A 17,638-nucleotide genomic window follows, 5' to 3' on the forward strand; every position below is an offset into this window, starting at 1 on the left:
TGACCCGGGACACCTTGAATGCACGCAATATGTGCATCAACCAAACGTTCCAACGCACAGCCATAAAAAAGCCCCCGCCGAAGCAGGGGCTGTAGCTGGACTTACTGACTCACTTAATTCCTTACTGCTGGCCTTAACGACAGGGCTTCCAACGGTCAGCAGCTGATGCGCTGAAGCAATAGGACTGGTCGAACTGCTTGGCTTGTTGGTCTGCTTGAGCAGGCTCTGGTTTAGCAATAGCCAGTCCAGTGATGGCTGCGACAGCGCCGATGGTGCCGGCCAGGAATTTCATTGCGTTAGTCATAAGTGTTCCTCTCGGATGACTTCACCATCACTCCGGCACCACCCTCAGCACCTCACCCAAAGGGGTGGTTCTGCAAAGCCTGCTATCCCCCGTTCAGGGTGTTCACCGTCGCCTACCGAGATCTTGAGGCTCAGGCTCTGGGCCACGGGGTAGGCGGTTGGTGATCCAGCTGGGGCAGATGTTTATCACCGCGCAGTCGGGCTCTCTGACCACCTGGCAATAGTTGGCGGCACTGAAGCGGGCGCCGCCCTCCACATAGATCACGCTGGCCAGATAGGGCTTCTCGCCTGGCTGGTTGACCGCCACCAGGTCGCCGACTTGGACGTTCAGAAAATCGGGCCTGTCCATGAGCTCCACGCAGAGCACTTCAGGCTAGTACGCATGTACTGCTGCGCCACGGCCTGGACAGATCAGAAGGTCAGGCACTTCCACACCAGCGCAACACCAGCGATGCAACCGACGATCGCAATAGAAGGATCCATGACAGAGGGGGAAATCGGACTCAACGCTGGCGCGGCCGATGACGCTCCAGTGGTTCGGTTCACCGCCCAGCTGCCATCAGCGTCTCTGCGTACGTCACACCAATGGTGTGTCAGCCCTGCGTACAGCTCGGCGTACGCCGTACGCACAGCAGCACCAAGCTTCAGTGCTGGACTGGCTTCATCAGCGAATAACCGGTCCTCTACAAGCTGTTCTTGGATAAGTGGGATGGCATTACCCAGTTGGTCCCTGGACTGCCCGGAAGCGGGGGTGCTGGAACGCCTCCGGTGATTGTGGGCAGGCGATAACGCCGTGATCGAGCCTGTTATTCATCCTCTGGCCACCACTCTTCAGGTGACCACATCGGTGAGCAGGGTGGTGGCAGCAATGGAGCCAGCCTTAGCATCTCAGCGTGAGTCATGCCGACGTCGTCGGAGAACACGGCGACAAGCTCTCTGTCCAGCACATGTTCGATGCCGTGGTGCAGGGCGGCCTGCCGTGACTCGGCGCGACAAGGACAAAGCCTGTAGCGATCTCCGACCCGGTATGCCAGCCAGAAGAGTTTGTTTCCCAAGGCCCCTGCTCACCACGCAGCAGTTTTTCCTGAATCCTTGGATTGGGTGGATCTCCTAGACGCCACGACGTGCGTGTTCTGGATGACATCCATCCTGAGGAGTGGAGCAGGGGCTATAGGGCTCAACTCTGGTTGTTGTTGAGCTGCTTCAACGTTTCGATGTTGCTGTGGTGGTCGTGTTGTCGCGCTGGCTTGCTGTTGGGCTGAGGGTGTTGCTCATTGCCTGAAGCCTGACCAAGGGGTTCCTTGGGGCGTGTCTCTGGGTTCAGTCGTTCCTTTGTCGCTTTGTCAGGACGGCGTCCTGCTTGATGGTGTTCGTTGCTCATGGCTGACGAAATTGGGCTGGACCCTGCTCATTGAGCAAGGCGTTGGTTTCTGCGTTGATGGCCTCAAGAGGTAGATCCTGGGGATCAACGGATGGATGGTTGACCGCCCGATTTCGGGTCACCTCCACGGAGAGATTGCGCGGTTCGGGATGCTCTGGGTGATGGGCTTGATCACCGCTGTGACGGCGCCCATCTTGTGATTGATTCATGAGCCAGATGCCTAGGACCACTTCTTGCTTAAACCCCTGGTCCCAAGCCGGTATTAAGTGGCTAAAAACAAAATTGGCCCCTGCTGCGGCAGGGGCCAAAAGGTCACAACGCTGAACGTGTGGTGGCTGCGTCTATTGATCGGCCTTGTAAGGCTCCTTGATCATCTCGTCGAGCGACATTTCACTGGCCTGCTCGGTTTGAGACGGGGCTGGGCTTTCAGATTTGGGCGCTTCGCTCTTGGTTCCACAGGAAACAAGCAGAATGCTGCCGATCAAAGCGAAGAAAATGCGTTTCATCGGATGTCATGGTCCGTTGCGCGCGCAGCTAAGGCCATCAATCTTGATCTGACCGGTCGTGCAGCGAACCAGGTGATGGTGGTTTAAAGCACCAGCGCCTGTGCAACTCCTGTTTCAGTTGTGCGATCGCTGCATGATGGAGCCGTTGCGCTTTTTGCTCTCGTCTGCGAATTCGGTAGAGCTCCATCGCTGGTGGTAGCGATGCCTGTTCACTTGTCACCGGGGTGTCGATCACCACTGTCAATTCCGCCGAGCTGGAGGCCATGGCTTTTGAGAGCACCGCATGAATGAACACTCAGAGCTTGCCTGAGCTGGCCAAATTGGCTGGTTCCCTGGTCCAGGAATCACTGTGTTGCTGAACACCGGATGCCCCTGCCCGGAGCGTTTATTAAGTGGGGATAAAAAAACCACGCATCAAATAAATTTGATCCAAACTGTTCATCCTGAACGGTTTGCTGATGAGCTTCGTCACCGTGTCCACCGCCTCGTCCTGCGCCGAGTCGGTGCTTGTGGACCCAGACACTGGCGTTGCAGCTGTCGCCTTTAAGGAGGGAATGTCATACCTCTACAAAAATGTGAGCTTGCAATCCATCCAAACGCTGCTCAAGCAGAGCCATGGTTCTGTTGATGGCTGGGTGAACGACAACCTCAGGCAGCCCAGCGTGTCTTGCACGCTCCTGTGCAAGGGGCGCTCTTGCTAGCGCTTCATGCTTCAAATCTGGTTGAGGGTTGTCGCCCGAGCGCCGTCGTTAGCCATCAAGGTGATGAAGTGACGTAGCCCCAGGGCGAAGGTGGCTCCAGCGATTGCAGTGATGAGGGTCATGGGTCTTGCTCCGATGCCTTCACCGTCGCTCTGGTACTGCCATCAGCGGATCCCCCAAAGGAGGGAAAGCCGGCTTTGCATGCCCCCCGGTCCGGTGATTGTGGGCGGGCGGTAATCCACTGTTGAAAAATTAAAAGCAGTCATCAGCATCGAGGCATTCCATCGGCATGCTGAAAGCAGAAGGTGACTGACGAGGTGGCCACGAGGTTCTGCTGCTCGACTGCTCGAGCATCACTTGATTCATCTGCTTTCTGGTACGACGACGCCTTGCCCCATGGCTACCTAACGCCGATGGAGAAGGAGTGGTTTTATTGGCGTGACTGCGCTCGCCAGCGCGCTGATCGAGCGCTATCGCCTTGGAATCCAGTTCGTTATTGAACGGCAGCTGAGCTCGCTCAAACAAAAGCACTGGCAGCGCTCAGCAGCAGCGCAGCACCAGCGACGTAGGCCCAGATCTTTTCAGCGTTCAAACGAGTCTTGGCAGCTTTTGTTCCACAGAACAATTAGCGGCGGCCTTCTGCTGTGGTCAGCCTGCTTGGCCCGATTGTCAGCGGGTGCAAACGCCGATGAGCTGGCGAATCCAAGCCCAAAAAAAGGGTGCCCATGCTCAGAGCACCCCAGGTATCCCACTCAACGCACGACTCCCACTCCTGGGAGCGTTCCTTCAAGCTATGTTCGCGGGGATACAAAGCCATCAGCAGAAATACGCATGACGGGAGTGCCGAGGTGCGCTTAGGTTTCGAAACCATCACCAGGAAGAGCCATGGTCAGCACCCTTCCCGCGATCGCTTGTTGTTCGCTGTTGCTGCTTCTGGTGATCAGCTCACAGCACTTTTGATGCTTTAAAAGGCATACGCCTCAGGCTCGCTCTCCGTTGCCACCCCGCTGGCTTGTTTGCGTAGGTCTTCAGCTTCTTGGCAGCGATCAGCGGTTCCCTGCTCGCAATCCAGCATCAGCACAGTCCAGCGTTTGCACTGTTCTGAATCGCTATGGCAAACGCGATTGGCTCCGCGAATCGTGAGCAAGGGGTCATGCAGTTGCTGATGGCTCAACACGATCTCTGGCGGCTTGCTCACTGATTTGGCGCAAGCCGACAAAAGCAAAACGGCAACTGCCGCGGTGACCGGTGGCGCGGTTGGTTTTATTTCCAAGTGGACAGCAGCTTGATCTCATCAGCCACCTTGGAGGCGTTGTGGAAATGCTTCACAGCTTCCTTACGGCCAGTGGCGCACTCGGCTTTGTGCATCAAGCGCACGTATTGGTTTTTGAGGTTGGAGAGTTTCTTTTGCATCTGCTGGTCTCTCGCTGTACGTCGGTTAATGCTTTTCGTTTTATAGGCCGAAATGTTTTGACCGTCAGAAAAGTGGCCCTTCCAGGGTTGATGCTTTCTGTTTAATTCCAAATTTGTCGTCAGGCTGTCGGGAAAGCCGAATGACTGTGGTGGTTATTGCCGCCCCACCATGCGAATGCGTTCGGCTTCCAGCTTGATCAGTTGACGACGGGCTTCGCGGCCCAAATCACTCTCAGGGCCGTGCTGCAGTAGGCGCGCTCGCCAGCGAGCGATCACGCGATCGTGGAGCTCAAGCTCGCTCATTGGCTCGCCCTAATCAGAACAAGCTAGGGCGATCACTTCGTTATTGATGGCGCTCCATCTCTATGGCGTTGTCGTGGAGACGCTTTTCGTGCTCGTGCTCCTTGGCCCAGCCCTCTTGCAGATGAGCGCTGCTCACCTCTGGTTCGCCATCGCCTTGCTTGCCCTCAGCGATCTGTAGATCGTGCAATTTCTTGTCGTGGGCGTGGTGTTTGGCCCAAGCCTGGAAATCGCCATCGGCTCCAGCTGGTTTGAAATCAGCCATGACAGCGCTGCAAATGCTTCGGTCTTAACCCAGCTAGCCAGCTGCTTACCAGCTGACGCTGCCGCCACGGCCGTTGGGGCCGTTCATGTTGACCGAGCCATTGCGGCCAGGATTCACCTTCACCTTGGATCCGCCACCGCCTTGGACTTTGACGCCACCGCGATTGACGTTGACCGAACCGCCATTGCCATTTTTGACCTTCACCCCAGCCAGCGCTGGTGCGGCCATGGTCATGGTCAGCAGCGATGCGCAAGCCAGAGCGGAGAAAACTTTCATGGTTGGTCGTTACCTCGCCTTTTTGGTAGCCATAGCAACTTGTGGTGAGAGGTGAGCAGTGATTTCTACAGGTGCTGTTAGTCATTCCTAGAAGTAATTTCTCAGCGGTCTTTCAGCTGCGTCGGGGCACAGCACTCGCACAATCAGGCACATCACCGGATGGAAGGCGTTGTGCTGGCTGTGTTGACTTCGTTGCTTGCAGCGGCGTTGCCTTGGCAACCAACTGAGTTGGTGCTCGAACGCAGCAAACGGCAACTGCGGGTGATTCAAAACGGCCGCCAAATTGCCAGTTATCCCGTGGCGGTGGGGCGCGCCACCAATCCCACACCACTGGGCACCCACCGGGTGCATCGCCTCGAGAAAGATCCCATCTGGAGCAGCCCCTGGCGCAAAAGGCAGGTGACGGCATCAGCCACTGGGCCCTTAGGAACCCGCTGGATTGGTTTTTGGTATCGCTGCGGCAAGCGCAGCTCCACCGATCGCCGGCCGCCGCGGTTTGAAGCCGACAACTGCCGCGAGATTGGGTTTCATGGCACAGGCAAGCTCAGCAGCATTGGCCAGGCGGCCACCTTTGGTTGCGTGCGTTTGCGCAATCAAGACGCTATTTCCCTCTTTGATCTCGTCAAAGAGGGGGACATCGTGCGTGTGGTGCCCTAGTTAGGCGGCCGCGCTGCGGCGTTGCTGCAGGCCCCAAGCCACAGCACCGGCGCTGATCACCACCAGCGCGCCACTGGTGACCAAGAAGCTGAGGGTGAGCACCAGGCCCACAACACTGCCGAGGAACGACATCTTCACGCGCAGCAATTGGCTTTTGATCAGCAAGATCATCAACAAGCCAACGGTGGCTTTCAGGCCAGCCACCTTGGCGGCCAGCAGCGGGGTTAGAGGGCAGGGCAACAACATCGGCATCGCGGCGTGGCGTGGTGATTCTGGCGAGCGTTTGTTCGCATCGTGATCAGGGTTTGCGCCAGATCACCGCTTTGCGGCGGTTGGGGTAGAGCTCGGTGCACATGGAGCACTGGCGGCCATCACAGCCTCGGGCCGTGCAAAACTCCCGGCCCCAAAAAATGATCTGCAGATGCAGGCGGTTCCAGTGCTCTTTGGGGAACAGCCGTTTGAGGTCGGCTTCAGTTTGAGCCACGCTGTCGCCATTGCTGAGGCCCCAGCGCTGGGCCAGCCGGTGGATATGGGTGTCCACGGGAAAGGCCGGCACGCCAAAGGCCTGCGACATCACCACGCTGGCTGTTTTGTGTCCCACTCCGGGCAGGGCTTCGAGGGCCTCAAAGCTGTCTGGCACCTCGCCCCCATGGCGTTCCAGCAGCAACTCAGCCAAGCGTTTGACGTTCTTGGCCTTGGTTTTGGCCAGGCCCAGTTGGCGGATCAAGCCGAGGATCTCCGCTTCGCTTAATGCCGCCATCGCCGCTGGATTGGGGCCAGCGGCAAACAGGGCCGGCGTGACCTCATTGACCTTCTTGTCGGTGCATTGGGCGCTGAGCAGCACAGCGATCAGCAGCGTGAAGGCATCGCTGTGATCCAACGGGATGGGTGTTTCGGGGTACTGCTCATTCAGCCGGCGGATGATCGTTGCAACGCGTTCCTGCTTCTTCACGGATGCGGCCAAGAGGCGCCAATCTGGCGGCATCCTCGCGGAACACCGTGGCCAGCAAAACCGGCGTGATCGTCATCGGTAGCGGCATTGGCGGGCTCTGCTGCGCCGGACTGCTGGCTCGCGGTGGCAAGGAGGTGGTGGTGCTGGAGGCCCACAGCAAGCCCGGTGGTGCGGCCCACGGATTTGGCAAGACTTATCACTACGAATCCGGCCCCTCGCTATGGAGTGGTTTGGGCCGCTGGCCCAGTAGCAATCCCCTGGCCCAGATCCTGCGGGCCCTCGGCCAGGAACTGGAGGTGATCGAATACCGCGATTGGGATGTGTTGTTCCCGGAAGGGCATCTGCGCATTGGTGTGGGCAACGCCGACTTCGAAGTGGTGGTGCAGCAGTTGCGGGGGCCCGCGGCGGTGGCGGAATGGCAACGCTTCATGCAGGTTTTGCAGCCGATTGCAGCTGCTGCCGATGCCTTGCCGCTGTTGGCGCTTCGCCCAGGAGCCGATGTGATGGCCCAGCTGCTGCGCCGCGGCGGACAGCTGTTGCCGCACCTGGCGTCAATGCGCCATCTCGGTGGTGCCTTTGGCCCTTTGGTGGATCAGCACCTGCGTGATCCTTTCCTGCGCCATTGGGTGGATTTGCTCTGTTTTTTGATCAGCGGTCTACCGATGGGCGGCACCAATGCCGCAGCGATGGCCACGTTGTTTGGCCAGTGGTTTGAACCCGATGCCTGTTTGGATTTCCCTAAAGGCGGCAGCAAGGCTGTGGTGATGGCTTTGGTGCGCGGTTTGGAAGCCCATGGCGGTGAGCTGCGTCTGCGCAGCCGCGTCAAGCGCGTGCTGCTCGATGGGGAGCGCGCCATTGGCGTTGAGCTGGAGAGCGGAGAGCAGATCCACGCCGAGCATGTGGTGAGCAATGCCGATGTGTGGAGCACGCTCAAGCTGCTGCCCGAGGGGGTGGCGCGGCGCTGGCAGCGGCAACGGGTCGCCACACCAGCCTGCGGCTCGTTTTTGCATTTGCATCTGGGCTTCGATGCCACGGGTCTGGACGACCTACCGATTCACACGGTGTGGGTGGGGGACTGGGAGCGCGGCATCACCGCCGAACGCAACGCTGTTGTGGTGTCGATTCCTTCTGTCCTGGATCCCTCCATGGCACCAGCTGGCCGCCACGTGCTGCATGCCTATACGCCAGCCAATGAGCCCTGGGAGCTTTGGCAGGGCCTTGAGCGCGATAGCCCTGACTATCAGCAGTTGCGCCGTGAGCGCTGTCAGGTGTTCTGGGATGTGTTGGAGCAACGCATTCCCGACATTCGCCAGCGCTGCGATGTGGTGATGGAAGGAACGCCTCTCACCCACCGACGTTTTCTCAACGTTCACAACGGCAGCTATGGGCCAGCGCTACCAGCCAATGAGGGACTCTTCCCTGGTGTGACCACACCGCTCAAACAGTTTTGGATGTGTGGCTCCAGCACCTTCCCTGGCATTGGTATTCCTCCGGTGGCCGCTAGTGGCGCCTTGGCAGCCCACGGAATCCTGGGCCGTCAGAACCAACAGGAACTGCTGGAGAGCCTTGGTTTGTAGCGGGGTTTAGTGCTGGTGCTCGACGCCGACCTCATCGCTGGCGTCGTGGTTCGGATGGGCACTGACCGAAACAGGCAGCAGCAGGGCAGCCAGGGCAAACGTTGCGCAGAGAAAGCGGAACACGACTTGGGTCAATACACCTTTCGACCATACCGATTCACTGGCCGCTTGACCGTTCATCGGGCGCTTGTTGGCGGCGACCCACCATGAGGGGCTTTCGGCTCAGTGCATGTGCCGGCATGATGCGGCCACTCGCTGCTGCCGTATGCGCCTGTTTGTGATGCGTGCTGCTGCAGCCAGCCTGCTGATGGCGGCCCCTGCGGCCGCCATGCCTGGGTTCGAGAAACTGCAAATCAGCCTTGAGGGGCAGGCCCAAGGGTGGCTGCAAGCCACCTGCACCTACTACGGCCTGGGCTGGTTGGAGCCCGACAAAGCCACCCAGTCGCTGAGGCGTTTGGTGCTGTTAATCGGCAAAGATTTGGGCCATCAAGCGGCTGTGGAAGCCAAATCAGCAGCGCTCAAGCGCGATCCTGGTTGCCAATCGGTGTGGCCAGACTCCCTGTGAGGTCATGAGTCTTAGCTGGCACAGGACAGATTTTTCTTGCGTCAGAGGGAAGATTTCTTAGGTTGCGGTTGCCAAAGGCAGTCGTTCCATGAACCGCGTTCAGCAGTCCCTGTCTGTTGCCCTGTTCGTCGTGGCAGCCACCCAGATCGCGATCGGGGTTGTGAGTTCCACCACAAACGCTGCTACTGGCAATCCTGTCGATCCATCTGATTTGTCGAGCAACTCGCGCTGAATCGTTGCCGTTGTTACCAAATCGTCTCCTAATCCAGGGGAGAGCCGGTTGATCCTTGCCATCTCAATCTTGGCGTCGTCAGGATTCAGCAACTAGCGCCGCTGCGATGCGCTCTCCTTTTCAAGAGCCACCTGAGGTGCGCGGCCGCCGGTTCAGCCGCCTGTGGCACAACACCTGGTTGAGTAACTGGCGCGGTGATGTCACCGGCGGATTAACAACGGCCGTGGTGGCCTTGCCGCTGGCCATGGCCTTTGGCGCTACCTCCGGCGCCGGTGCGATTGCGGGGCTTTGGGGTGCCATTGCCCTGGGCTTGATTGCAGCTCCATTGGGGGGTACCCCGGCCCAGGTTTCAGGACCCACCGGTCCGATGACCGTGATCATGGCGGGCATCATCGCCACGATGGTGCAGCGCTATGGCCCCGGCGCAGGCCTGGCGTTGGCGTTCACCGTGGCCCTGGTGGCCGGCCTGTTCCAGGTGATCTTCCGGTTGCTGCGCCTCGGCCAATACATCGTGCAGATGCCCTATTCGGTGATCTCCGGCTTCATGTCGGGCATCGGCGGGATTGTGCTGGTGCTGCAGCTGCCGGTGTTGATGGGGTTGGACCTTGGCGGCTCGGTGCCGGGGATCTTGAGCGGCCTCTGGCAGGAATTGCCGCAGTTCAACCCCTTTGCCTTGTTGATTGGTGCGCTCACCTTCGCGGTGGTGCGTCTCTACCCCAAGCGCTTCAACGCCGTGTTGCCCTCGCCGCTGGTGGCGCTGGTGGGGGTCACGGCTTTGAGCTTGCTATTGCCCATCGATGCCCTGCCGCGCTTGGGCGAGATTCCCCAGGGATTCCCCCAGCTGCGCTGGCCGCAGTTGGCTTTGGGTGATCTGCGCATGCTGGGCGGTTATGCCCTCACCCTGGCGGTGTTGGGCTCGATCGATTCGCTGCTCACCTCGCTGGTAGCCGACAACATCACCCGCACCCAGCACAACTCTGATCGTGAGTTGATTGGTCAGGGCCTAGGGAATATGGGTGCTGCGCTGTTGGGCGGTCTGCCCGGCGCTGGCGCCACGATGCGCACCGTCACCAACGTGCAAGCCGGAGGTCGTACGCCGCTTTCGGGCGTGGTGCATTCGCTGGTGTTGCTGGTGGTCACCCTCGGTGCTGGCGGCTTGGCCTCAGTCATCCCGATGGCGGTGCTGGCCGGAATCCTGGTGAACGTTGGCATCGAGATCGTTGATTGGAATTTCCTGCGCCGCGCGCCCCGGCTATCGGCCCGTGCCACCGCCTTGATGTGGCTGGTGTTGCTCCTCACGATCTTCTGGGATCTGGTGACAGCGGTGGTGGTGGGAGTGTTTGTGGCCAACGTGCTCACCATCAAGGGCCTCACCACGGCGCTTGAGCGCAAGACCCAGCGTTTTGAGGGCGGCCACCGTTACGACAACCTCAACGATGAGGAACAGGGGCTGTTGGAGCGGCTCGGCACTGATGTGGTGCTGCTCAGCCTGCAGGGGCCGTTGAGTTTTGGCGCGAGCCGCTACCTCACCCAGTTGCTGAATGTGTCGGCGGCCTACCGCACGATCCTGTTGGACCTCAGCGCCGTGAGCTACCTCGGGGTGACGGCTTCCTTGGCGATTGATTCGCTCTGCCGTGATGCCGGCAAGCAGGGCCGGCAGGTGGTGATTGCTGTGGTCGACCCCCTGCAGCGGGAGCGGCTCAAGCGCTTGCAATTGGAGCGCTCCTGTCCGGTGCGTTTTTTGCGCGGCCGGCGCGAAGCCCTCGATCTGATTTCGGCTGAAGCCGCTTCAGCTTGAGCTGCCAGGATCAAAGCAGATCGTTCCCCTGCCATGAGCCTCGACGCTGACGCCAAGAAGGTGCTGCTGCGCAAGATCCCCCACGGCCTGTTCATCTGCGGCGTGGCCGAAGGCGATGTGGTCAATGGCTTTACGGCCAGCTGGGTCACCCAGGGCTCGTTTGAGCCGCCATTGGTGGTGATGGCGGTGCGGGCCGACAGCACCAGCAACGGCATGATCCAGCGCACTGGCAAGTTTTCGCTCAACGTGCTGGCGGCTGATCAAAAAGATCTGGCCGCTGTGTTCTTCAAGCCGCAACAAGGCGTTGGCGGACGCTTTGACGCCGCCCCCTACAAACTTGGCGAACACGGGTTGCCGATCCTGGATGACGGCTTGGGTGGGGTGGAGTGCGCCGTGGTCGGCCAGGTCGCCCATGGCGATCACACCGTGTTTGTCGGTGAGGTCAAGAGCGCTCAGCTGCACCGTGATGCCGCCGCCTTGGAGCTCAGCAGCACTGGCTGGAACTACGGCGGCTAAGCCGCTGCATCAAGGCCCATCAAGGCTTCACCACGGGCAAAGATTGCTTGGGCGTAGTCGGTCCAGATGCCCTGGCCCCAATAGCGAAAGCAGCTGGTCTCCAGCAGCAACACATGCAGCAGCGCTTGGTGATAGCTGGGGCTGCTGCTGTTGAGCTCCCCAAAACGGCGATGGAATTGCGCGCTGAGCTGCTTCATCGGCTCCAGCACGTTGCTGTAGCCCTCCACCCAGCTGATGCTGTTGGTCCAGGAGGCCCCCTCCATCGCAAAGTGGCTATCGCCGGCTTTCACTGCCGTGATGGCAGCGCTGACAGCATCAGCCCCACGGGCATCGCCCAGCTGCTCAAACAAGCGGGCTTGACCCACCGCCTGAATGGCGGGGTAATCAGCAGGCTCAAGGCCTGAGGCCTCGACCCACTCGAGGTATTCGCTGCCATTGATGGCGGCTGTGTTTGGGCTGTCATCCCGCTGGCGGCGGTTGGCCTGCTCAAAGGCGGCGGGGAATTCGTTCATCATCACGCCACCGTTTTCGCCATCGGCGATTTGGGCCACCAGCGAGGGCAGCTGCTGCTGGCCAAATGACTGGCGGCCGAGGCTGAGGGCTTCGTAGTAGGGCTGCATCTGGCCCACCAATTTGGTATCGGAGCCCTGGGTTTTGATCAAGGCGGTGATGCTGAGCTCTTCCCCCTGGCTATTGCGCGCCACCAAGCGGTTGGGTCCATATTTCTGCCCGCCCGTGAGTGCCGTGCCATCGGGCTGCTCAACGCTGTGTTCCTGCACCAGCAGCCAGCGGTAGCCCGATTCAAGCAGAGCCTCGATGAGCGCGTAGAGGGTGTCAGGGTGATTGGGCAGATGCATCTCCGGCAGCGAAAAGCCCTTCACCCGGGCTAAGGCGTCTGCGCCGAATAGATCGAAGAACTGGTGCTGCCAAGCGCTGATCTGGAGATGTAAATCCGGGATTGGCGTCGATGGCGCGACGGCATGGCTCCAAAAGGTGCCCAGCCATTCGATATGCCGTTGCATCAGCGCATCGGTGGCCAAAAAATTGAGGGCACCGCTGATGTCGCTGCGGCCCATCTGACCAACGCCCCAGAGCAAGTTGCCGGAGTAATCCAGCATCATTCGGGGGTTGCAGCCTTCGGCGATCTGTTGCGGCAGCAGATCGGCTAAGCGCCGGTAGCACTGGGCAAAGGGCTCGGCGTTGTGGTTGTCGCCCTCGCCTGGGTGCTCCGCCATGTATTGGAGATGGGAGATGAAGGCGCCATCGGGGCCAGCCGGCACCGTGGGCTGGTGCATGTGCAAGGCGCAACTAAATCCCGACTGGAGCTGACTCCAGTTGATATTGCTGTGCTCAAGCCAGAGATTGCCCTGTTGGTGCGTGGCCTGGTGGATCGCTGCTTCGTAGCCGCAGATCGGTGGATCGAAGCGTTGCATGTCAGGGGCCGAAAACAGCTGGGCTTGCCCCGTCGTAGCGGGCCCGGTAAACCCTCTGCAATGCGCCACCCTCGCCATGGCTGAATTGATCCGTTTGAACACATTTCGCCAAGGCATCTCCCGCGCTGTGGAGATCCCGCTGGAAGACCTTGAGCGCACCCGAGAGGAGTTGATTGCTGAGGGTTGCCTGGTGTGGCCAGTGGCCGATCAGACCAGTCGCAGCATGAATCAACAGGCGGCATGAGCCCAGCGTTGTCAGCATGGGTCCATGGCCCGTGCTGTTGCTGACAACGTTTCAGGACCGTTTTTTGTCAATGAGCGCTGCATTGATTGCGGCACCTGCTGGACGTTTGACCCTGAGCACTACGGCGCCGCGGCTGAGACGGCTTTTGTGCATCGTCAACCGAGCGGAGCTGAGGCGCAGTGCCAAGCGCTTCTAGCTCTGCAAGCCTGTCCGGTTGCGGCGATTGAAACCAGCCCTGAGCTGCTGCGGCAAACCCCCGCAGATGGTTTTCCGGCGTTGATCACCACCGCCGGAGATGCCGAGATCTTTTATTGCGGCTGGGCTTCGCGCAAAAGCTTTGGTGCCCGCAGTTGGTTGGTGAAGCGCCCTGCGGGGAATGTGTTGATCGATGTGCCCCGCTGGAGTGCCCCCTTGGCTCGCCGGCTTCAATCCATGGGGGGCGTGAGCGCGATGGTGTTGACCCACCGCGACGACGTGGCCGATCACCAGCGTTGGGCCCAGGCCTTGGGATGCCCGCGCTGGATTCATCAAGCTGATGGTGATGCGGCACCCGAGGCGGAGCATCAGCTCAACGGCTGCGATGCCGAAACCATTGCTCCTGGCCTGCAGTTGATTCCAACACCGGGGCACACGGCAGGCTCGCTCTGCGCCGTCTTGGGTGAGGCCCGCTGCGTGTTGTTTAGTGGTGATCACCTCTGGTGGAACGCCGAGCAGCAGGTGTTGGTGTGCTCCAAGCAGTACTGCTGGTGGAATTTCGAGGAGCAAATCCGCTCGCTCAAAAAGCTGCAGGATCTTGATGTGGCTTGGCTGCTGCCGGGCCATGGCCACCGCCATCGGTTTGCGCCAGGCCAGTGGCAGCAGGCGGTGCAGCAAACCCTGGCCTGGGTTCAACGCTGACGCCGGCGCCGGTAGTGCCCATGGCGCTGCAACTCCATCAAGTTGGCCCTGGCCACATCAGCGGTGCCGCTATCGGCGAAGCGCTCCAGTAACGGGATTGCTTGCTCCACCACAGCTGCGTTCTCGCTGTGCAGCATCGGCATCAACCAAAACTGACGCCGCACTCGCTGCGGTTCGGCTTTGATCCAACCGTTGGCGAGTGCTCGCTGGCTGAGCGCCAGAGCGTGGACATCGCCGCTGTAGGCCTGGGGCTTGCCGCGATACACCTGCCGCGTGAATTGATCGAGCAGCAACACCAAGGCCAGGGCTTGATCGCTCTCTTGCTCCCAACTCGCCAGCTGGCCTGCAAGGGCTGATGCCACCAGGACGCCAAAGCGCGCTCTGATCAAGGCATCAAAGGCATCACGCTGGCGAAACCACTGCCAGGGACGGCAGTCTTCAAACCAGAAGAGCAGAACAGCCTTTGCCCCGATGGGGTCGGTGTTGGTTTGTGGATGTAGCAACCGCGCCAGGGCAACTTTTTCGTTAGAAGACAGGTAATTAGCGGTAGCACCATGACAGTTGAGCAGGGCTTACTCGTCTTTTTGGCCACTGGCGCAGCCTTAACCACCCTGATAGCCCGCAGTTGGGCGATGCGATTCGCCTCTCAACAACAGGTGAGCGATCAAGCGTCCTGATCGTTTCTGGATTGATCGGGGCAATTGCTGGGGTCCATGGCGCACATCACCGCAATGATCCGGCGTTGATCGGTTGTCGAGAGCTCGCCATTGTTCTCCCACTTCAGGCAGTGAGGAAAATTCCTCAATTTCGCCTTGAGGATCGTGAGCTTCTTTCCCCGTGCATGCCTGCGTGCATTCAAAGGGTGTGGATCAGCAGCAGGCCAATCAGGCGAAACACGCAGTGCGTGAAGCGAGCGCGGTCTTCAACCTGCTCTTCCAGGATCAAAAAGCTCAGCTCGTTATTCCTTGGAAGCTTTTGCTCAACTGTTCAAGATCTTCATCGCCGGTTGGCTGGTGCTGCGTTTGTAAATGCATGTCACCTTCAGGGGGCAGGCCAAGGCATGGATTGGAGGGTGTTTGCCATCGGTGATCACAGAACCGATGCTTTCGGAAAATGCAAAGTCGAGCGTCATGGCAATGGTGCCTGCCGGATGCTCCAAACCTAGAAATCCTCTGGCAGCGGTCAATACCCCTAAATGGGGGTAGTGGGGTGCCCCATCGTTGTTTGAGTGTTGTGTGGCGTTCAGACGAACGCAGTCAACGCTCGATGGCGTGTATGGATTCATTGGCCCCCAACGGTTTGGGGGCTTTTTTGTCATGCATCAACGGGTGTTGTTGCTGACAGCCATGGCCTGTTGAGACTGCTGATCACATCAAATCCGCGTGAATCATTACAGAGTGTTTTCGTTCCACTTCCCTTGGCGCTCAGGTCGATGGTCGGGCGTAGACCAATTGCATCGTCGAGGGAAAAGAGATGGTTGTTGATCAATCTGATGTTCCGCTTGGTCAAGCTGAGGAGCATCAAGCGCAATCTGAGCCGCTACAGATTCCCTATGAGCATGGTTGCGTGATTGTGCGGGAACACGCCAACACGTTTCGCGTCAGGCATCAGCGCTTTCCAGGGCGTCATTGGGAAACCAATGACCTCAATACGGCACGCATGATTTGTGATGAATTGAATTGCGAATAGACCTCAGTTGAGGGCTTGCGCTGCCGATCTCGATCCATTGATTCGGGGTTTTATGACACTTATCCAGTGCTTCTACGCTGGCAATCTCCACTGCCGAGCCAAGCATCTTCCATCAGCTTCCATCATCAATACTGATGCGCCGCCTGATCATGATGGAAACGGCGAAGGCTTTGCCCCGACAGACCTTTTTGCCAGTTCTTTGGGTACTTGCATCCTCACGGTGATGGGAATCCATTCGCGCCGAAAGGGCTGGGACCTGGGCCGGGCCCATGCATTGGTTCGCAAAACGATGAGCGCAGAGCAACCCAGGAAAATTGAGAGGCTCGATGTGGATGTTCACTTGCCACCTGGGTTGACTGCTGAGCAAATCGTGTTTTTGAAACAGGCTGCTCAGGATTGTCCGGTGATGAGGAGTTTGTCAGATGACCTTGTGGTTCATCTCAAATGGATTGTTGAGGTCTAGAAGTTGCCCCATCGTTTGTGAAAAGGAGGATGTATGCGTCTGATATTTATTCCAATTCATGTGTTTCGTGAAACACCAGCTGTCACTTTCTTTGATGCCAGTGTTGAAGGCAGTAATGGCACCGATGTGGTCGCTCACCACGGTGCTGCTATTTCGCCACCCGATGATCTCAATGGCGAACAATATTATGTTCATCAACACCAGATTGATCACAACCTGGTCTTAGAGGGGGGTCGTATCTACACCCTGCTCAATCCTCAATGGGACCAGCCGCACCATGTCATTCATTTGATTCGAGCCATGGGGGCGCTGCAAATCCCGATTGGCACGTTCCATCGCTCGGTGTCCGCTGAAAGCGGCAGCGTGGTGCTGAACCAATCCATTCGTGATCAGGCGTTTGATTTCGCCACGGAGTTCATTCCGGTCTCCTTGCATGGGAACTGCGCACTTCAAGCGGCGCGCGCCCAGACGCCCTGGGTGTGGACGTTTCGCGATGGCCACATCTGCCGTTCTCTCGGCCTTGAGGGGGGTGTGGGTGCCAGCTGCTTGCCGGTGACGGTTTGAGTGATTCCAGCTGGTCATCCCGCTGATCTTGAAATGCTTCGGGGGGTTTTATTCCGCCCCCTGACGACTCTGGATACTGTCGCGCTGAGGGCTCCGTTGTATTGCCTCCAGCTGCTTGAAAAGCCATGGGATTTCGCTATCTCGATCAGATCGCCAGCCGTCAGCACATTCAGCAGTTTCTTGAGCTCGCTGATTTGGCTGCCGGTGGCGGCGATTCAGCTGAAAACGTTTTTCGGCTGTCGCACCGCCTGCGCGACTCCAAGCCGATGCGCTTGTGTGAGCGCGTCTTGCAGCGTGACCCAGCGTCTGCTGCCTTGATTGCTGAGCGCCGTTTGGTGGGCCCCTATGACCTCGATGCCCTCAAGGCCTGCCCCAAAGGCAGCTTGGGCCACACCTATGCGGTGGTGATGGAAACCATCGGCTACGACATCAACTTTTTCCCCGATCCGGCCTATTTCGCCAACCTGGAAACCGACGCCGACTACATCAACTACCGGGTGTACGCGACCCACGACATCCACCACATCCTCAGCGGCTTCAGCCTCGACAATTTTGGCGAAACCGGAGTGATCAGCATCAGCGTTGGCCAGTTCAACCACCCGGGCTTGGGGTTTGTTGATTTGATTGATCTGCTGCTTCAGTTCCTGCTTAATGAAACGCCTTTCGATGAGGCCACCAGTGCCAAGCAGCAGGCCCATACAGCTGGTTATGTGTTCCACATGATTGGCCATGGACTGGAGATGGCGGCCCAGGCCAAGCCGCTGTTCCCGGTCCTTTGGGAGGAGCGCTTTGAGCAGGATCTCGAGGACCTGCGCAACGAGCTCGGGATTCAGGCGGTGCGTGAAGGGGCGTTTAGCTGGTATTCCAACCAAGAGATTGCAGCCGCTCTAGGCTGATCCCAGTAAC

The 17,638-nt window shown here is 59.0% G+C and carries 30 protein-coding genes and 1 pseudogene; 15 read left to right on the forward strand and 16 right to left on the reverse strand.

The features are described from left to right. Nucleotides 1-406 precede the first annotated feature (406 nt). Nucleotides 407-652, reverse strand: a complete 246-nt coding sequence (locus tag SynMINOS11_RS05250) for a hypothetical protein (RefSeq protein ID WP_186550307.1) — start codon at nt 650-652, stop codon at nt 407-409. 329 nt (nt 653-981) lie between these two features. Between SynMINOS11_RS05250 and SynMINOS11_RS12910 the strand changes: the two are divergent. Next, nucleotides 982-1,092 (forward strand): annotated as a pseudogene (locus SynMINOS11_RS12910) (prohibitin family protein); the annotation flags it as partial. A gap of 388 nt (nt 1,093-1,480) precedes the next feature. On the opposite strand, the gene SynMINOS11_RS05255 reads toward SynMINOS11_RS12910, so the two are convergent. The 4 genes from SynMINOS11_RS05255 to SynMINOS11_RS05270 form a co-directional block, all read right to left on the reverse strand. Then, complete coding sequence (locus SynMINOS11_RS05255; RefSeq protein WP_186550309.1) at nt 1,481-1,684, reverse strand: hypothetical protein; 204 nt, start codon at nt 1,682-1,684, stop codon at nt 1,481-1,483. Then, a complete protein-coding gene (locus SynMINOS11_RS05260; protein ID WP_043736786.1) occupies nt 1,681-1,893 on the reverse strand; it encodes a hypothetical protein in 213 nt (70 codons plus the stop codon). Before SynMINOS11_RS05260 ends, SynMINOS11_RS05255 begins: the two co-directional genes overlap by 4 nt. 132 nt (nt 1,894-2,025) lie before the next feature. After that, complete coding sequence (locus SynMINOS11_RS05265; RefSeq protein ID WP_186550310.1) at nt 2,026-2,190, reverse strand: hypothetical protein; 165 nt, start codon at nt 2,188-2,190, stop codon at nt 2,026-2,028. Nucleotides 2,191-2,227: 37 nt separating this feature from the next. Then, entirely contained in the window at nt 2,228-2,455 is a 228-nt protein-coding gene (locus SynMINOS11_RS05270; protein ID WP_186550312.1) for a hypothetical protein, read from the reverse strand. Between the two features lie 193 nt (nt 2,456-2,648). Between SynMINOS11_RS05270 and SynMINOS11_RS05275 the strand changes: the two genes are divergently transcribed. Then, nucleotides 2,649-2,891 (forward strand): hypothetical protein, encoded by a 243-nt coding sequence (locus SynMINOS11_RS05275; RefSeq protein ID WP_043736789.1) that lies wholly within the window; start codon nt 2,649-2,651, stop codon nt 2,889-2,891. 317 nt (nt 2,892-3,208) lie between these two features. Beyond that, nucleotides 3,209-3,391, forward strand: coding sequence for a hypothetical protein (locus SynMINOS11_RS05280; protein WP_186550314.1), 183 nt, complete (start codon nt 3,209-3,211; stop codon nt 3,389-3,391). Between the two features lie 464 nt (nt 3,392-3,855). On the opposite strand, the gene SynMINOS11_RS05285 is transcribed toward SynMINOS11_RS05280, so the two are convergent. The 5 genes from SynMINOS11_RS05285 to SynMINOS11_RS05305 all read right to left on the reverse strand — a co-directional run bounded on the left by SynMINOS11_RS05285 (nt 3,856) and on the right by SynMINOS11_RS05305 (nt 5,145). Beyond that, nucleotides 3,856-4,089: a hypothetical protein gene (locus tag SynMINOS11_RS05285; RefSeq protein WP_186550315.1), complete on the reverse strand. Its 234-nt coding sequence runs from the start codon at nt 4,087-4,089 to the stop codon at nt 3,856-3,858. A 65-nt stretch (nt 4,090-4,154) separates the two neighbouring features. Next, nucleotides 4,155-4,304 (reverse strand): hypothetical protein, encoded by a 150-nt coding sequence (locus SynMINOS11_RS05290; protein WP_186550317.1) that lies wholly within the window; start codon nt 4,302-4,304, stop codon nt 4,155-4,157. Nucleotides 4,305-4,457: 153 nt separating this feature from the next. After that, a complete protein-coding gene (locus tag SynMINOS11_RS05295) occupies nt 4,458-4,607 on the reverse strand; it encodes a hypothetical protein (RefSeq protein WP_186550319.1) in 150 nt (49 codons plus the stop codon). A gap of 40 nt (nt 4,608-4,647) precedes the next feature. Beyond that, the gene (locus SynMINOS11_RS05300) at nt 4,648-4,869 is read right to left on the reverse strand and encodes a hypothetical protein (RefSeq protein WP_011935458.1); all 222 of its coding nucleotides are present in this window, start codon (nt 4,867-4,869) and stop codon (nt 4,648-4,650) included. 45 nt (nt 4,870-4,914) lie between these two features. After that, complete coding sequence (locus SynMINOS11_RS05305; RefSeq protein WP_186550321.1) at nt 4,915-5,145, reverse strand: hypothetical protein; 231 nt, start codon at nt 5,143-5,145, stop codon at nt 4,915-4,917. A gap of 180 nt (nt 5,146-5,325) precedes the next feature. Between SynMINOS11_RS05305 and SynMINOS11_RS05310 the strand changes: the two genes are divergently transcribed. Then, complete coding sequence (locus tag SynMINOS11_RS05310; protein WP_255445538.1) at nt 5,326-5,802, forward strand: L,D-transpeptidase; 477 nt, start codon at nt 5,326-5,328, stop codon at nt 5,800-5,802. Here SynMINOS11_RS05310 and SynMINOS11_RS05315 read toward each other — a convergent pair whose 3' ends face one another. Then, nucleotides 5,803-6,048: a hypothetical protein gene (locus SynMINOS11_RS05315; protein ID WP_186550325.1), complete on the reverse strand. Its 246-nt coding sequence runs from the start codon at nt 6,046-6,048 to the stop codon at nt 5,803-5,805. A 52-nt stretch (nt 6,049-6,100) separates the two neighbouring features. Then, the gene (gene nth, locus SynMINOS11_RS05320; RefSeq protein WP_186550327.1) at nt 6,101-6,754 is read right to left on the reverse strand and encodes an endonuclease III; all 654 of its coding nucleotides are present in this window, start codon (nt 6,752-6,754) and stop codon (nt 6,101-6,103) included. Between the two features lie 2 nt (nt 6,755-6,756). Between nth and SynMINOS11_RS05325 the strand changes: the two genes are divergently transcribed. Then, nucleotides 6,757-8,331 carry a phytoene desaturase family protein gene (locus SynMINOS11_RS05325; RefSeq protein ID WP_370586188.1) on the forward strand — a complete coding sequence of 525 codons (1,575 nt, stop codon included), beginning with the start codon at nt 6,757-6,759 and terminating at the stop codon, nt 8,329-8,331. A gap of 6 nt (nt 8,332-8,337) precedes the next feature. On the opposite strand, the gene SynMINOS11_RS05330 is transcribed toward SynMINOS11_RS05325, so the two are convergent. Further along, nucleotides 8,338-8,511 (reverse strand): hypothetical protein, encoded by a 174-nt coding sequence (locus SynMINOS11_RS05330; protein ID WP_011935464.1) that lies wholly within the window; start codon nt 8,509-8,511, stop codon nt 8,338-8,340. A gap of 85 nt (nt 8,512-8,596) precedes the next feature. On the opposite strand from SynMINOS11_RS05330, the gene SynMINOS11_RS05335 reads away from it, so the two are divergent. The 4 genes from SynMINOS11_RS05335 (at nt 8,597) to SynMINOS11_RS05350 (ending at nt 11,442) form a co-directional block, all read left to right on the forward strand. Beyond that, nucleotides 8,597-8,896: a hypothetical protein gene (locus SynMINOS11_RS05335; RefSeq protein ID WP_255445502.1), complete on the forward strand. Its 300-nt coding sequence runs from the start codon at nt 8,597-8,599 to the stop codon at nt 8,894-8,896. An 88-nt stretch (nt 8,897-8,984) separates the two neighbouring features. Further along, entirely contained in the window at nt 8,985-9,128 is a 144-nt protein-coding gene (locus tag SynMINOS11_RS05340; protein ID WP_186550333.1) for a hypothetical protein, read from the forward strand. 106 nt (nt 9,129-9,234) lie between these two features. Continuing rightward, the gene (locus SynMINOS11_RS05345; RefSeq protein WP_186550334.1) at nt 9,235-10,926 is read left to right on the forward strand and encodes a SulP family inorganic anion transporter; all 1,692 of its coding nucleotides are present in this window, start codon (nt 9,235-9,237) and stop codon (nt 10,924-10,926) included. Nucleotides 10,927-10,959: 33 nt separating this feature from the next. Beyond that, nucleotides 10,960-11,442: a flavin reductase family protein gene (locus SynMINOS11_RS05350; RefSeq protein WP_011935468.1), complete on the forward strand. Its 483-nt coding sequence runs from the start codon at nt 10,960-10,962 to the stop codon at nt 11,440-11,442. Here the strand turns inward: SynMINOS11_RS05350 and SynMINOS11_RS05355 are convergent. Further along, nucleotides 11,439-12,875: a glycosyl hydrolase family 57 gene (locus tag SynMINOS11_RS05355; RefSeq protein ID WP_186550336.1), complete on the reverse strand. Its 1,437-nt coding sequence runs from the start codon at nt 12,873-12,875 to the stop codon at nt 11,439-11,441. The two genes, SynMINOS11_RS05350 and SynMINOS11_RS05355, sit on opposite strands and share 4 nt — an antisense overlap. A 76-nt stretch (nt 12,876-12,951) precedes the next feature. Here SynMINOS11_RS05355 and SynMINOS11_RS05360 point away from each other — a divergent pair, with 76 nt between their 5' ends. Both SynMINOS11_RS05360 and SynMINOS11_RS05365 read left to right on the forward strand, forming a co-directional pair. Continuing rightward, a complete protein-coding gene (locus SynMINOS11_RS05360; protein WP_186550337.1) occupies nt 12,952-13,119 on the forward strand; it encodes a hypothetical protein in 168 nt (55 codons plus the stop codon). A gap of 24 nt (nt 13,120-13,143) precedes the next feature. Then, on the forward strand, nt 13,144-14,016 hold the full coding sequence (locus SynMINOS11_RS05365; protein WP_186550339.1) for an MBL fold metallo-hydrolase: 873 nt from the start codon (nt 13,144-13,146) through the stop codon (nt 14,014-14,016). On the opposite strand, the gene SynMINOS11_RS05370 is transcribed toward SynMINOS11_RS05365, so the two are convergent. Next, nucleotides 14,007-14,519 carry a DUF924 family protein gene (locus tag SynMINOS11_RS05370; protein ID WP_186550341.1) on the reverse strand — a complete coding sequence of 171 codons (513 nt, stop codon included), beginning with the start codon at nt 14,517-14,519 and terminating at the stop codon, nt 14,007-14,009. The genes SynMINOS11_RS05365 and SynMINOS11_RS05370 overlap by 10 nt on opposite strands. Nucleotides 14,520-14,995: 476 nt before the next feature. Beyond that, a complete protein-coding gene (locus tag SynMINOS11_RS05375) occupies nt 14,996-15,148 on the reverse strand; it encodes a hypothetical protein (RefSeq protein ID WP_186550343.1) in 153 nt (50 codons plus the stop codon). A gap of 341 nt (nt 15,149-15,489) precedes the next feature. Between SynMINOS11_RS05375 and SynMINOS11_RS05380 the strand changes: the two genes are divergently transcribed. The 4 genes from SynMINOS11_RS05380 (at nt 15,490) to SynMINOS11_RS05395 (ending at nt 17,628) form a co-directional block, all read left to right on the forward strand. Beyond that, on the forward strand, nt 15,490-15,705 hold the full coding sequence (locus SynMINOS11_RS05380) for a hypothetical protein (RefSeq protein ID WP_186550345.1): 216 nt from the start codon (nt 15,490-15,492) through the stop codon (nt 15,703-15,705). A gap of 37 nt (nt 15,706-15,742) precedes the next feature. Continuing rightward, entirely contained in the window at nt 15,743-16,168 is a 426-nt protein-coding gene (locus SynMINOS11_RS05385; RefSeq protein ID WP_255445503.1) for an OsmC family protein, read from the forward strand. Between the two features lie 33 nt (nt 16,169-16,201). Further along, entirely contained in the window at nt 16,202-16,732 is a 531-nt protein-coding gene (locus SynMINOS11_RS05390) for a hemagglutinin (protein WP_186550347.1), read from the forward strand. 125 nt (nt 16,733-16,857) lie between these two features. After that, nucleotides 16,858-17,628 (forward strand): Coq4 family protein, encoded by a 771-nt coding sequence (locus tag SynMINOS11_RS05395; RefSeq protein WP_043737990.1) that lies wholly within the window; start codon nt 16,858-16,860, stop codon nt 17,626-17,628. Nucleotides 17,629-17,638 lie beyond the last annotated feature (10 nt).

It is taken from the genome of Synechococcus sp. Minos11 (assembly GCF_014279855.1).
Taxonomy (GTDB): domain Bacteria; phylum Cyanobacteriota; class Cyanobacteriia; order PCC-6307; family Cyanobiaceae; genus RCC307.

Bases quoted from the DNA above. Each gene is read 5' to 3' on its own strand.
- SynMINOS11_RS05340 (WP_186550333.1), top strand. From the start codon at position 8,985: ATGAACCGCGTTCAGCAGTCCCTGTCTGTTGCCCTGTTCGTCGTGGCA.
- SynMINOS11_RS05305 (WP_186550321.1), bottom strand. From the start codon at position 5,145: ATGAAAGTTTTCTCCGCTCTGGCTTGCGCATCGCTGCTGACCATGACC.
- SynMINOS11_RS05260 (WP_043736786.1), bottom strand. From the start codon at position 1,893: ATGAATCAATCACAAGATGGGCGCCGTCACAGCGGTGATCAAGCCCAT.
- SynMINOS11_RS05375 (WP_186550343.1), bottom strand. From the start codon at position 15,148: ATGACGCTCGACTTTGCATTTTCCGAAAGCATCGGTTCTGTGATCACC.
- SynMINOS11_RS05275 (WP_043736789.1), top strand. From the start codon at position 2,649: ATGAGCTTCGTCACCGTGTCCACCGCCTCGTCCTGCGCCGAGTCGGTG.
- SynMINOS11_RS05335 (WP_255445502.1), top strand. From the start codon at position 8,597: ATGCGCCTGTTTGTGATGCGTGCTGCTGCAGCCAGCCTGCTGATGGCG.
- SynMINOS11_RS05250 (WP_186550307.1), bottom strand. From the start codon at position 652: ATGGACAGGCCCGATTTTCTGAACGTCCAAGTCGGCGACCTGGTGGCG.
- SynMINOS11_RS05350 (WP_011935468.1), top strand. From the start codon at position 10,960: ATGAGCCTCGACGCTGACGCCAAGAAGGTGCTGCTGCGCAAGATCCCC.
- SynMINOS11_RS05330 (WP_011935464.1), bottom strand. From the start codon at position 8,511: ATGAACGGTCAAGCGGCCAGTGAATCGGTATGGTCGAAAGGTGTATTG.
- SynMINOS11_RS05360 (WP_186550337.1), top strand. From the start codon at position 12,952: ATGGCTGAATTGATCCGTTTGAACACATTTCGCCAAGGCATCTCCCGC.
- SynMINOS11_RS05315 (WP_186550325.1), bottom strand. From the start codon at position 6,048: ATGTTGTTGCCCTGCCCTCTAACCCCGCTGCTGGCCGCCAAGGTGGCT.
- SynMINOS11_RS05265 (WP_186550310.1), bottom strand. From the start codon at position 2,190: ATGAAACGCATTTTCTTCGCTTTGATCGGCAGCATTCTGCTTGTTTCC.
- SynMINOS11_RS05380 (WP_186550345.1), top strand. From the start codon at position 15,490: ATGGTTGTTGATCAATCTGATGTTCCGCTTGGTCAAGCTGAGGAGCAT.
- SynMINOS11_RS05300 (WP_011935458.1), bottom strand. From the start codon at position 4,869: ATGGCTGATTTCAAACCAGCTGGAGCCGATGGCGATTTCCAGGCTTGG.
- SynMINOS11_RS05355 (WP_186550336.1), bottom strand. From the start codon at position 12,875: ATGCAACGCTTCGATCCACCGATCTGCGGCTACGAAGCAGCGATCCAC.
- SynMINOS11_RS05255 (WP_186550309.1), bottom strand. From the start codon at position 1,684: ATGAGCAACGAACACCATCAAGCAGGACGCCGTCCTGACAAAGCGACA.
- SynMINOS11_RS05325 (WP_370586188.1), top strand. From the start codon at position 6,757: ATGCGGCCAAGAGGCGCCAATCTGGCGGCATCCTCGCGGAACACCGTG.
- SynMINOS11_RS05365 (WP_186550339.1), top strand. From the start codon at position 13,144: ATGGCCCGTGCTGTTGCTGACAACGTTTCAGGACCGTTTTTTGTCAAT.
- SynMINOS11_RS05395 (WP_043737990.1), top strand. From the start codon at position 16,858: ATGGGATTTCGCTATCTCGATCAGATCGCCAGCCGTCAGCACATTCAG.
- SynMINOS11_RS05270 (WP_186550312.1), bottom strand. From the start codon at position 2,455: ATGGCCTCCAGCTCGGCGGAATTGACAGTGGTGATCGACACCCCGGTG.
- SynMINOS11_RS05295 (WP_186550319.1), bottom strand. From the start codon at position 4,607: ATGAGCGAGCTTGAGCTCCACGATCGCGTGATCGCTCGCTGGCGAGCG.
- SynMINOS11_RS05345 (WP_186550334.1), top strand. From the start codon at position 9,235: ATGCGCTCTCCTTTTCAAGAGCCACCTGAGGTGCGCGGCCGCCGGTTC.
- SynMINOS11_RS05390 (WP_186550347.1), top strand. From the start codon at position 16,202: ATGCGTCTGATATTTATTCCAATTCATGTGTTTCGTGAAACACCAGCT.
- SynMINOS11_RS05290 (WP_186550317.1), bottom strand. From the start codon at position 4,304: ATGCAAAAGAAACTCTCCAACCTCAAAAACCAATACGTGCGCTTGATG.